The following is a 12,535-nucleotide window of genomic DNA, read 5'->3' as shown; positions in this document are numbered from 1 at the left end:
CCATTGCTTAGTCATCAAGCAGGAGAACAATAAAATGAAATTCGTCAAGACACTGCTGGCCGCGTCCCTGGCCATGACCCTCGGCGCACAGGCGCAAGCCGCCGTAACAACCCAGGAAGCTGCCAAACTGGGCACCAGCCTGACCCTGGTGGGCGCTGAAAAAGCCGCCAATGCCGATGGTTCGATTCCCGCCTATGCCGGCGGCCTGACCACCGCACCGGCCAGTTTCAAGACCGGTGACAGCATGCGCCCGGACCCTTACCCCAATGAAAAGCCGCTGCTGGTGATCGATGGCAAGAACGTCGACCAGTACAAGGGCATGCTCACGGCCACCACCGTTGAACTGGCCAAGCGCTTTCCCACCTATCGCATCGATGTCTTCCCGACCCACCGTACCGTGGCATTGCCCCAGGCCGTGCTGGACAACAGCGTGAAGAATGCCAACGGCGCCAAGTCCCTCGAAGGCGGGTTGGCCATCGACAACGTTCTGCCAGGCGTGCCGTTCCCGATTCCGCACACGGGCAGCGAGGCGATGTGGAACTTCCTGCTGCGCTACCAGGGCGTCAACATCAACTCCAAGTACGACTCCTGGAACGTCGACTCGGCCGGCGTGGCGAGCCTGGCCACCACCGGGCAGGCGTTCATTACCTACCCGATCTACGAGAACCTGTCGCAGCCGATCAGCAGTGCCGACGTGTACTACCAGATGAAGCTGTACTACACCGGCCCCGCACGTCGAGCCGGCGAAGCGCTGATGCTCAAGGACGCGGCCAACCCGCTGGCGCAACCGCGCCGTGCCTGGCAGTACCTGCCTGGCCAGCGTCGGGTCAAGCTGGCACCGAACCTGGCCTACGACACGCCTAACCCGGGTACCGCCGGTGCCGGTACCTTCGACGACGTGTTCGTGTTCAACGGCGCGCTGGACCGCTACGACTGGACGCTGGTGGGCAAGCAGGAAATGATCGTGCCCTACAACACCTACAAGTTGACCTACGTCCAGGATCCCAAGTCGCTGACCACCCCCAACCACCTCGCACCCGATTTCGTGCGCTGGGAGAAACACCGCGTCTGGGTGGTGGAAGGCAACCTCAAGGCCGGTGTACGGCACATCTACCAGAAGCGTCGCTTCTACCTCGATGAAGACAGCTGGGCCGCTCTGGCTTCCGATCAGTACGACGCACGTGGCCAGCTCTACCGCGGTTCCTTTGCATTCCTCAGCCAGAGCTATGACAAGCAGGTGCCGGACTCGACGCCTTTCATGATCTACGACCTGGTGGGTGGCTCCTACAACATCAACGGTGTGGTAGGCCCTTACGGCGGCATCCGCTACATCGACTCGCTGTCCAAGGCGCAGTGGGCGCCGGAATCCCTGGCCGGGGCAGGCATCCGCTAAACACCCTGTGACAAAGCGCCCATGCGGTCCACCGTCGGTGCGGTGGCCGCACGACCCGGGCGCCCGACTCCAACGGCGGGTTCACCCCAGGGTGTTCCCGGCGCAGTTTCCTCAAGAGGATGCAATATGGGTTCGTACAAGAAGTGCGCGTTGCTGGCGCTGGGCGCCACGCTGGTGCTGATGCAGGGAAACGTTCAGGCCGCCAGCTTCGTCGACGTGCTGGACCAGCCGGCCCGGCTCAGTGCCCTGGCCGTGCGCAGCCCCTTGCTGGCCACGGCCCGTGCAGGTGAACGACTGGTTGCCGTAGGGCAGCGTGGCCACATTCTTTATTCCGATGATGCCGGCACGAACTGGCTGCAGGCCAGCGTGCCGGTCAGTGCCGACCTCAACGCCGTGTCCTTTCCTTCGGCACGGCAAGGCTGGGCCGTCGGTAGCGATGGCGTGGTGCTGCACAGCAACGATGCCGGCGCGACCTGGAGCAAACAGCTGGATGGCCGCGAGATCGGCGACTTGCTGGTCAAGCATTACGGCGCACTGGCTGCGGCCGAACCTGGCAACGAGCAATGGGCGCAGCGGGTCGAAGAAGGCCAGCGGTTGACCAAGGAGGGCGCCGACAAGCCGCTGCTCGACGTCTGGTTTGCCAATGACCAACTCGGTTACGTGGTGGGTGTGTTCAACCTGATCCTGCGCACTGAAGACGGTGGCAAGCACTGGACTCCCTTCCAGGACCGTACCGATAACCCGCAGGGTTTTCACCTCAATGCCATCGCCTCCACCGGCGATGCGCTGTACATCGCCGGCGAACAGGGGCTGCTGCTCAAGTGGGATGACGCCCGGCAGCGTTTCCTGGCCGTGCAAACGCCTTATCAAGGCAGCTTTTTCGGTGTGGTCGGCAAGCCTGGCGAAATCCTGGCCTACGGCCTGCGCGGCCATGTGTTTCGCAGCACCGATGGCGGCTCCCGCTGGAGCCCGATCAATACGGGCCTGCAGGTCAACATCACGGCCGCCACACTCGACGCCGGCGGCCATTACCAGCTGTTCACCCAGGCCGGGCACAGGCTGGTCAGCCAGGATGACGGGGGGGCCTTGAAGTTGATGGCGCAGCACAACCCGTCACCGGTGGCCGGCGCCGTCCAGGCCGCCGATGGCGCGCTGGTGTTGGTCGGCAACCGTGGTGCACGCGTGCTTTCACAAGAATAAGAACTGCAACAATTAGAGCGAGAACCCTGACATGGGCAATATCCAGCAAGACACCATGCCGGTGATCTGCGACCTGCATGACTTCGATCGTAGCTCCGGTAACCGGCTCGAACGGTGGGTGTTCAATCACCGTCCGCTGTTCATGCTGTGCATGGCGCTGATCACCCTGGTGCTGGGCTACATGATGGTGACCCGCCTGGAGCTGCGCCCCAGCTTCGAAAAAATGATTCCCCAGAGCCAGCCGTACATCAAGAATTTCCTGGAAAACCGCAAGTCCTTGCGCGGCCTGGGCAGCTCGGTGCGGGTGGTGATCGAAAACACCCGGGGTGATATTTTCGACCCCGAGTACCTGGCGTTGCTCAAGCAGGTCAACGACGAGCTGTTCCTCACCGAAGGCGTCGACCGCGCCTGGATGAAGTCACTGTGGAGCCCGGCGGTGCGCTGGACCGAAGTGACCGAGGAAGGCTTCCAGGGCGGCCCGGTGATGCCGGATACCTATAAGGGTTCGGCCGAAGATATCGAACAGCTGCGCCAGAACATCAACCGCGCCGGCATCGTCGGCAGCCTGGTGGCCAGCGACTTCAAGTCGACCATGTTGATCGTGCCGCTGCTGGACAGAGCCTCGGCCACCGGCCAAGGCATCGATTACCATCAGTTCGGCCAGCAGCTCGAAGAGAAGCTGCGCGACAAGATCGAGTACGGCGGTGACAGCGCGGCGCGCAAGGGCGCGGAGGAGGGCGAGGGCAAGTACAAGGTCCGCGTGATCGGTTTCGCCAAGTTGGTCGGCGACCTGATCGATGGCCTGATCCAAGTGATGATGTTCTTCGGCCTCGCCGTGGTCACCTCGTTCGTCATTATCTACGGCTACACCCGTTGCATCCGCAGCACCTTGCTGGTGATCTTCTGCTCGCTGACGGCGGTGGTCTGGCAGCTGGGCATCGTCGCCTGGCTGGGTTACGCCATCGATCCCTACTCGGTACTGGTGCCATTCCTGATCTTCGCCATCGGCGTGTCCCATGCGGCGCAGAAGATGAACGGGATCATGCAGGACATTGCCCGCGGCACCCATAAACTCATCGCCGCGCGTTACACCTTCCGCCGTCTGTTCATCGCCGGTGTCACCGCATTGCTGGCCGACGCGGTGGGCTTCGCCGTGTTGATGCTGATCGACATTCCGGTGATCCAGGACCTGGCGATTACCGCCAGTATCGGCGTGGCCGTGTTGATCTTCACCTCACTGCTGCTGATGCCCGTAGCGCTGTCCTATGTCGGCGTTGGCGCCAAGGCCGCCGCGCGTGCATTGAAGATCGACAACCGGGCCGCCGAGAGTCGCGGTTTCGGCAAACTGTGGGATCTGCTCGACCGTTTCACCACCCGCAAGTGGGCGTTGGGCACCGTGTTGGGGGCCCTGGTGCTCGGCATTGCAGGTTTCGCGGTCAGTACACATCTGAAGATCGGCGACCTCGACAGCGGCGCTCCGGAGCTGCGCGCCGATTCGCGCTACAACCGCGACAACGCCTACATCACCGGCCACTACGCGCTGTCCAGCGACCTGTTCGCGGTCATGATCAAGACCCCGGCCGAAGGCTGCCTGGACTATCAGACGCTGATCCTGGCCGACCGCCTGGCCTGGGAACTGCAACAATACCCGGGCGTGCAGGCGACCTCATCGCTGGTCAATGCGGTACGCCAGATCACCGCCGGTTCCTTCGAGGGCAACCCCAAGCTCAACAACATCCAGCGCAACCAGGACGTGTTGAACTATGGCGCGCAACAGGCCTCGGTCAATGCCCCGGAGTTGTTCAATAACGATTGTTCGGTGATGCCGGTCATCGCCTTCCTCAAGGACCACAAGGCCGAAACCCTGGACGCGGTGGTGGCGATCGCCGACAAGTTCGCCCAGGAAAACAGCAGTCCGGATCGCCAGTTCCTGCTGGCCGCCGGTACCGCGGGCATTGAAGCTGCGACCAATATCGTGGTGCGTGAAGCCAATCGCACCATGCTGCTGTACGTCTACCTGGCGGTGACCCTGTTCTGCCTGATCACCTTCCGTAGTTGGCGAGCGACGGTAGTGGCGCTGCTGCCCCTGGTACTTACCTCGATTCTCTGCGAGGCGTTGATGGTCGCCATGGGCATCGGCGTGAAAGTCGCCACCTTGCCGGTGATTGCCCTGGGTGTGGGCATTGGCGTGGATTACGCGCTGTACCTGCTCAGTGTGCAGCTGCACTTCCAGCGCAGCGGCATGCCACTGTCGCAGGCGTATCGCAATGCAGTGGCCTTTACCGGCCGGGTGGTCGGCCTGGTGGGCATTACCCTGGCCGCCGGCGTGGTGTGCTGGGCCTGGTCGCCAATCAAGTTCCAGGCCGACATGGGCATCCTGCTGACCTTCATGTTCATCTGGAACATGCTCGGCGCGCTGATCCTGATTCCTGCTCTGTCGTACTTCCTGCTGCGCGATACCGGCATGAAGGCTTCTGCCAGCGTCACCGCCACTTGATGGCAACCCTAGGGATTCATTAGCGCCGCCCCGAGCGCATGAGATTTTTACACATCGGGGCTGATTCATTGCCCTGCCATAACTTGAGTGTTTCGATCATGTCTGATTACAAAGCTCCCCTGCGCGATATGCGCTTCGTACTCAATGAAGTCTTTGAGGTCTCCCGGTTGTGGGCCGCAATGCCAGCCTTGGCCGAGGTGGTGGATGAAGACACCGCCAATGCCGTGCTCGAAGAAGCCGGCAAGGTTGCCGCGGGCCTCATTGCCCCCCTCAATCGCAGTGGCGACGAGCAGGGTTGTTCCTGGAGCAACGGGGAGGTCACCACTCCGGATGGCTTCCCGGCCGCTTATCGTGCCTTTGCCGAAGGCGGCTGGGTCGGCGTGGGCGGTGATCCGGCCTACGGCGGCATGGGCATGCCCAAGGTGATTGGCGCCCAGGTCGAGGAAATGATCAATGGGGCCAATCTTTCCTTCAGCCTGTACCCGATGCTGACCGCCGGTGCCTGCCTGTCGCTCAAGGCCCACGCCAGCGAAGAACTGAAGACCCTCTACCTGCCGAACATGTATGCCGGCGTCTGGACCGGCTCAATGTGCCTGACCGAACCCCATGCCGGTACCGACCTGGGCATCATCCGTACCCGCGCCGAACCCCAGGCCGATGGCTCCTATAAAGTCAGCGGCACCAAGATCTTCATCACCGGCGGCGAGCAGGACCTGACCGAAAACATCATCCACCTGGTACTGGCCAAGCTGCCGGACGCACCGGCCGGGGCCAAGGGCATTTCGCTGTTTCTGGTGCCGAAGTTCCTGGTCAATGCCGACGGCAGCCTGGGCGCGCGCAACCCGGTCAACTGCGGTTCGATCGAGCACAAGATGGGCATCAAGGGTTCGTCCACCTGCGTGATGAACTTCGACGGGGCGGTTGGCTATCTCGTCGGCGAGCCGAACAAGGGCCTGGCGGCCATGTTCACCATGATGAACTACGAACGCCTGGGTGTCGGCATCCAGGGCCTGGCGTGTGGCGAACGCTCCTACCAGAATGCCGTCGAGTACGCCCGCGATCGCCTGCAGAGCCGTGCGCCAACCGGGCCGCAGGCCAAGGACAAGGTGGCTGACCCGATCATCGGCCACCCGGACGTGCGCCGCATGTTGCTGACCATGAAAGCGCTGAACGAAGGCGGCCGTGCGTTTTCCACCTATGTGGCCATGCAACTCGACACCGCCAAGTACAGCGAAGACCCGGCCGCACGCAAACGCGGCGACGAGTTGGTCGCCTTGCTGACGCCGGTCGCCAAGGCCTTCCTCACCGACCTCGGCCTGGAAACCACCGTGCACGGCCAGCAAGTATTTGGTGGCCACGGTTACATCCGCGAATGGGGCCAGGAGCAATTGGTGCGGGATGTGCGCATCACCCAGATCTACGAAGGCACCAACGGTATCCAGGCGCTGGACCTGGTTGGGCGCAAGGTTGTAGGTACCGGTGGTGCCTTCTACCAATTGTTCGCCGATGAAATCCGCCACTTCACCGCCACCGCCGGTGCGCAGCTGGCCGAATTCACCAAGCCGCTGAACGCTGCCCTGGACAACCTCGACGAGCTGACCGCCTGGGTACTGGATCGGGCCAAGGGCAATCCGAATGAAATCGGCGCAGCCTCGGTCGAGTACCTGCAAACCTTCGGTTACGTGGCCTATGCCTACATGTGGGCATTGATGGCCAAGGCTGCGATGGGCAAGGAAGCGCAGGACGAGTTCTACGCCAGCAAGATGGGTACCGCGCGCTTCTATTTCGCTCGCCTGTTGCCGCGTATCCATTCGCTGGCAGCATCGGTCAAGGCCGGTAGCGAGTCGCTGTACCTGCTCGATGCAGGGCAGTTCTGACCCAACACACTGGCGATGAACGCCTAACCACTGAATCAGGACGAACCACTGTGTCGAAAACAAAAATAATCGCGCCCGCCGAAGGCGCCTACAGCTACCCCTTGTTGATCAAAAGCCTGCTGCTCTCGGGTGCGCGCTACGCGCCCGATCAGGAGATCGTCTATGCGGACAAGCTGCGTTACAGCTACCGCACGCTCAATGAGCGGATCCGGCAGTTGGCCAATGCATTGGTCAGCGCAGGGGTCAAGGCAGGGGATACCGTTGCGCTGCTCGATTGGGACAGCCACCGCTATCTGGAGTGCTTCTTCGCCGTGCCGATGATCGGCGCGGTGTTGCACACGGTCAACATCCGCCTCTCCCCGGAGCAGGTGCTCTACACCATGAACCACGCCGAGGATGACGTGGTGCTGGTGCATGATGATTTCCTGCCCTTGATGGAGCAGATTCATGGCGAGCTGACCACCGTCAAGCACTATATCCAGCTCAGTGACGTCGGCGCACCTGCGACCGAACTGCCCGTGGCAGGCGAGTATGAAGCGCTGTTGGCCCAGAGTGCGTGCCACTTCGACTTCCCCGATTTCGACGAGAACTCGGTGGCGACCCTGTTCTACACCACCGGCACCACGGGCAACCCCAAGGGCGTGTACTTCAGCCACCGCCAGTTGGTGCTGCACACCCTGAACGCGGTCGGCACCCTGGGCGTCTACCAGGGCTTGCCGTTGTTGCGCTCGGACGATGTGTACATGCCCATCACGCCGATGTTCCATGTGCACGCCTGGGGCGTGCCCTATGTCGCGACACTCATGGGCATCAAGCAGGTTTACCCGGGCCGCTACGAACCCAACAGCCTGGTCAGGTTGTACCGCGATGAGAAGGTCAGCTTTTCCCATTGCGTGCCGACGATTCTGCAGATGATCCTCGATTGCAAGGAATCGGCGCAGACCGATTTCAGCGGCTGGAAAATGCTCCTGGGCGGCAGTGCCTTGACCCATGGCATCGCTGCCCAGGCGACGGCAAAAGGCATGCGTGTCCATAGTGGCTATGGCATGTCCGAGACCTGTCCGTTGATTTGCCTCACGCACTTGCGCGAAGCGGACTATCAATTAAGTGCGCAAGACCAGGTGGCCACTCGGATCAAGACAGGGGTCGCGGTGCCGATGGTCGACATGAGGATCATCGATGCCCTCGGTAACGATGCACCTCACGATGGCGAAGCCCAGGGCGAGCTCGTGTTGCGTGCGCCCTGGCTGACCCAGGGTTACCTGAAAGAGCCGGAGCAGGGCGCCCAGCTTTGGGAAAACGGCTGGATGCACACCGGTGATATCGCCTCGATCGATGCGCTGGGTGTGGTGGAAATAAAGGACCGGATCAAGGACGTCATCAAGACGGGTGGGGAGTGGATCAGCTCGCTGGAGTTGGAGAGCCTGATCAGCGAGTACCCGGGCGTCACCGCTGTGGCGGTGGTGGGTATTCCTGATCCGCAGTGGGGGGAGCGGCCGGTGGCCCTGGTGGTGCGCGCGCCGGGACAAGACGTTGACTCCAAAATGCTGGAGGCCCATCTGCACCAGTATGTTGAAAGCGGCCGTATCAACAAGTGGGCGATTCCCAGGCAGATCCGATTCGTTGCCGATATCCCCAAAACCAGTGTCGGCAAGATCAACAAGAAGCTGATCCGGGAAAACGAGTTGTCTCGGTAAGCTGCACATCGAGTGGTTTACTCAAAAGGCTCCGTTCTCCGGGCGGGGCCTTTTTTGTTCGTGAGTCATTTTCCAGCTTGTCGCTGCTCAGTGCGCCCAGACGGCAGCCGCTCTGAACTGTCATCAATAGCAAAGTAACTGTCGTCAAATGAAAAGCGCACCGGAGGAGGAGTCCCTAATGTCATAACTATAAAAATCTCACGAATTGCTTAGTCAATCTAAGCAGGAGAATAAAAAGATGAAATCCGGGAAAAGTCTGCTGGCTGCTTCGCTGGCCATGACGGTGGTCATGGGTGCTCAGGCGTCCGTGTCCAGTCAGGAAGCGGCCAGGCTGGGCACCAGCCTGACCCTGGTAGGTGCCGAAAAGGCAGGTAATGCCGATGGCTCCATTCCGGCTTATAACGGTGGTCTGACCTCTGCTCCGGCCGGTTTCAAGACGGGCGACAGCATGCGCCCGGACCCTTTTGCCGGCGAAAAGCCGCTGCTGGTGATCAATGGCAAAAATGTCGACCAGTACAAGGGCATGCTGACTGCCACCACGGTGGAACTGGCCAAGCGCTTCCCCAGCTACCGCATCGACCTGTATCCGACCCACCGCACTGCAGCACTGCCGCAGGTGGTACTGGACAACAGTCGCAGGAATGCCACCCATGCCAAATCCCTGGATGGCGGGGCGGCCATCGATAACGCACTGCCCGGTGTGCCGTTTCCGATCCCGCAATCGGGCGCCGAGGCGATGTGGAACTTCTTGCTACGCTACCAAGGCGTCAGCATCCACTCCAAGTACGACTCCTGGAACGTCGACTCGGCCGGCGTACCGAGCCTGGCTGTCACCGGCGAAGCGTTCATCTCCTTCCCGATGTATGAAAACATGTCGAAGCCCATCAACAACACCGACATTTACCATCAAATGAAGTTGTCCTACACCGGCCCTGCGCGTCGGGCCGGCGAGTCGATCATGCTTAAAAACGCCATCAACCCACTGCAACAGCCGGGGCGCGGCTGGCAGTACCTGCCTGGCCAGCGCCGCGTCAAGTTGGTATCGATCCTGGCCTACGATACCCCTAACCCCGGTACCGCCCGTGCACTGGATCTTTACAACTGGACGCTGGTGGGCAAGCAAGAAATGATCGTGCCCTACAATACCTACAAGCTGACCTACGCCCAGGATCCCAACTCGTTGACCACTCCCCACCACCTTGCACCCGATTTCGTGCGCTGGGAAAAACACCGCGTCTGGGTTGTGGAGGGCAACCTCAAACCCGGTGCACAGCACATCTACCAGAAGCGCCGCTTCTACCTGGATGAAGACAGCTGGGCCGCTCTGGCCTCCGATCAGTACAACGCAAATGGCGAGCTCTACCGTGGCTCCTTCGCCTTCCTCAGCCAGAGCTATGACAAGCTGGTTCCGGATGCCACACCTTTCATGACCTACGATCTGTCGCTCGGCACTTACAACATCAATGGTGTGGTAGGGCCTCACGGCGGTATCAAGTACATCGAACCGCTGTCGGTGGCGCAATGGTCACCGGAGTCCATGGCAGGTGCCGGCATTCGCTAGGCACTTTGTGATAGAGCGCGTATTTGAATGATCAATAGACCGCTTTATTGATGCCAGCCTTTGGGGCAACGCTGAGGTAGGTTTGCCTTCAGCGAGGTCTCATCCAAGAGGCTTTCTCACGGGTCAGCAGCCGCAAAAACCTAAATTTGCTAGAGCGAGGAATGACTCTCCCAACGCTTGAGAAACTAGAGGAACTGTGTGCGGTCATCCAGTCACGTTGGTTGCGGGGTGTTACATGCGAAAGGAAGGTTCAACCGATATCGTAACCTTTCTAGATTACATGAGAAATGAGCTACAACCCCTTGATCCGTTGTAGAAAGAAACTGTTGGAGGAGGGTGGTCGCGACCATCACCCAGGCTTGGGTAAAAAAACAGCCGGACTCACGAACGAGTAGCCCTGGTCACTCAGGAATAGCTGTAGTCCTACCTCAGCCCCGGATGCGCTGAGCGTAGTGCGCAAGGTCGAGCAGCCTGAAGTAACCGCCAGCCTGATCCTATGCAAAGCTGTTGCAGGTGGCGTGAGCCGGATATTGATATAGCCTCGATCACGTTGCATGGGGTGGACGTGTAGAAAAATCGAGGGATTTTCTGACGGTTTTTCAGGGTTGGCCGTCGGAAGCGGGGCGTTTACGATTTGACTTGGTTGGAGTGACCAACCCGACGCCTGGCGGGGCGTACTTCATCTAGACAGCGACGACAACGAGCCACATACCGATTAGACTGGTACGCATTGATCCCGGAGGTCACTATGAGTGCCCAACTTTCTCCCATCGTTTCAGAGTTCGACACCGAAGAACAGGCCGCCAGCTATGACCGTTGGTTCCGGGCCAAGGTACAGGCTTCGCTGGATGATCCGCGCCCAAGTATCCCGCACGATCAGGTGATGGCTGAAATGCGAGCCCTCATCGAATCAAAGCGCAACAAGCACGATGCTGGTTGAGTGGCGGCCCGAAGCGCGGGCCGAACTCTGGCAAATCCTGGATTATATTGGCGACCGTCACCTTGTAGCGGCTAGTGAGCTGTACCAAGCCATTGAGGCTGCTACATCAGCCCTTCCCGAACATCCTTACCTCTATCGATTTGGCCGACTACCAGGTACTCGGGAAATAGTTGTGCATCCCAACTACTTGGTGGTTTATCAAGTGACGGATCGAATCGAGATCGTGAGCGTTTTGCATGCAAGACAGGAATACCCCTAACGCCACCAGCTTGAGCTTTGGGGGCTCCGCGAGCGCGGCGTTACGCGTGGTCACCTCGTTCATCGACCCCACAAAACTTCGTTCGTGGCTCTTCCCACAGAATATCGCCCGAAGTGGCCGGCCTCCATCTTCGTCTGGGCGTTCAAGAAGCAAACGTGAAGATAATCGCCTGAGCGCTTAATTGAATAGTCGTAGCCGACTCGAAAGAAACCTCTATCTGCCCCGTGAGAGGTGTTCAGCGTGACCTCGATTACGAGTTTGCTTTGCGGATCGTAATTGGCAAAATCGGCGGCATGACTTCTGCCCCCTCTCTCGACAAACTGAATCCTGAACAACTGCGCACCCTGGCGGCGCAATTGATGCAGTGTGTCGAGAACCTGGATCAACACGTCGAAAAGCTCGGCTGTTTCGACAATATAAGCCATGACTGGTTGATCGCCACATCCCTATGGATACGGCGATTTTGCAGAAATAGCTCAAGGCGGGTTACGTCTACCAGAACGAACTATTCCCCAGCCACGCCGGAACTCCGCAAGGAGGCATCATTTCCCCGATCTGGCCAACATGACACTGGATGGTTTGGAAGCGATGCTGGCGAAGAAATTTCCCTATGCGAAGTGGACAGCCCGAAAGATGCGCGTGGTGCGTTATGCAGATGACCTCATCATCAGTGGTTGTTCGAAAGGGTGGCTGGAGTTTTTACGGGGTTGGGCGAACTACCATAGCCATGTGGTTGCCAAGAAAGTCTTCAACCAGGTAGACAGCGAAGTCTGGACAATGCTTTGGCGTCAGGCGGTAAGAAGGCGTCCGCGCACCGGATACGCCGATCGTGCGGCACAAGATCAAGGCCGTCGTCTATCCGCATGAGCCCAACTGAGATGAGTATTTCGAGTCCCGCTGGGGCAGGAAAATGCTCAAATCGATACAGGGCCGCGCGAAGATGTATCGCGTAGGCGCGGCAGAGAGGCGGCGGCGTGGCACTCCACAGAAGGTGTCCGGTGAAAACCTGTCCAAATTGGCATGTTCATGTCGTGAACGAGATCGATCGAGCCTCAAATCAGCTGAATGTTGGTGGTACAGCCTGGTTTTTCGATATACTCTAAGAGTATAA

At 59.9% G+C, this 12,535-nt stretch carries 10 protein-coding genes; 9 read left to right on the top strand and 1 reads right to left on the bottom strand.

Going from position 1 to position 12,535, the window contains the following annotated elements; translation table 11 throughout:
• Positions 1–34 precede the first annotated feature (34 nt).
• From F8N85_RS05235 to F8N85_RS05195, 8 genes are all read left to right on the top strand, one after another.
• Positions 35–1,393 carry a DUF1329 domain-containing protein gene (locus F8N85_RS05235; protein ID WP_150802599.1) on the top strand — a complete coding sequence of 453 codons (1,359 nt, stop codon included), beginning with the start codon at positions 35–37 and terminating at the stop codon, positions 1,391–1,393.
• 126 nt (positions 1,394–1,519) lie between these two features.
• A complete protein-coding gene (locus F8N85_RS05230) occupies positions 1,520–2,593 on the top strand; it encodes a WD40/YVTN/BNR-like repeat-containing protein (RefSeq protein WP_150802598.1) in 1,074 nt (357 codons plus the stop codon).
• Between the two features lie 31 nt (positions 2,594–2,624).
• Positions 2,625–5,090, top strand: coding sequence for an efflux RND transporter permease subunit (locus tag F8N85_RS05225; RefSeq protein WP_150802597.1), 2,466 nt, complete (start codon positions 2,625–2,627; stop codon positions 5,088–5,090).
• 98 nt (positions 5,091–5,188) lie between these two features.
• Positions 5,189–6,967 carry an acyl-CoA dehydrogenase C-terminal domain-containing protein gene (locus tag F8N85_RS05220; RefSeq protein WP_150802596.1) on the top strand — a complete coding sequence of 593 codons (1,779 nt, stop codon included), beginning with the start codon at positions 5,189–5,191 and terminating at the stop codon, positions 6,965–6,967.
• Positions 6,968–7,017: 50 nt separating this feature from the next.
• Positions 7,018–8,664 carry a fatty acid--CoA ligase gene (locus F8N85_RS05215; protein ID WP_150802595.1) on the top strand — a complete coding sequence of 549 codons (1,647 nt, stop codon included), beginning with the start codon at positions 7,018–7,020 and terminating at the stop codon, positions 8,662–8,664.
• A gap of 238 nt (positions 8,665–8,902) precedes the next feature.
• Entirely contained in the window at positions 8,903–10,225 is a 1,323-nt protein-coding gene (locus F8N85_RS05210; RefSeq protein WP_150802594.1) for a DUF1329 domain-containing protein, read from the top strand.
• A 748-nt stretch (positions 10,226–10,973) separates the two neighbouring features.
• Positions 10,974–11,165, top strand: a complete 192-nt coding sequence (locus tag F8N85_RS05200) for an antitoxin (protein WP_150802593.1) — start codon at positions 10,974–10,976, stop codon at positions 11,163–11,165.
• A complete protein-coding gene (locus F8N85_RS05195) occupies positions 11,155–11,424 on the top strand; it encodes a type II toxin-antitoxin system RelE/ParE family toxin (RefSeq protein ID WP_150802592.1) in 270 nt (89 codons plus the stop codon). Before F8N85_RS05200 ends, F8N85_RS05195 begins: the two co-directional genes overlap by 11 nt.
• A gap of 59 nt (positions 11,425–11,483) precedes the next feature.
• On the opposite strand, the gene F8N85_RS34845 is transcribed toward F8N85_RS05195, so the two are convergent.
• Complete coding sequence (locus tag F8N85_RS34845; protein ID WP_224795648.1) at positions 11,484–11,849, bottom strand: hypothetical protein; 366 nt, start codon at positions 11,847–11,849, stop codon at positions 11,484–11,486.
• Between the two features lie 139 nt (positions 11,850–11,988).
• Between F8N85_RS34845 and F8N85_RS34840 the strand changes: the two genes are divergently transcribed.
• Positions 11,989–12,291, top strand: a complete 303-nt coding sequence (locus tag F8N85_RS34840) for a group II intron maturase-specific domain-containing protein (protein ID WP_224795640.1) — start codon at positions 11,989–11,991, stop codon at positions 12,289–12,291.
• Positions 12,292–12,535 lie beyond the last annotated feature (244 nt).

This window comes from Pseudomonas fluorescens, assembly GCF_902497875.1.
In the GTDB taxonomy this organism is placed as follows: Bacteria; Pseudomonadota; Gammaproteobacteria; order Pseudomonadales; family Pseudomonadaceae; genus Aquipseudomonas; species Aquipseudomonas fluorescens_BR.
The sequence above is the reverse complement of the archived record's forward strand: the minus strand, read 5'-3'. Positions and strand labels throughout refer to the sequence as shown.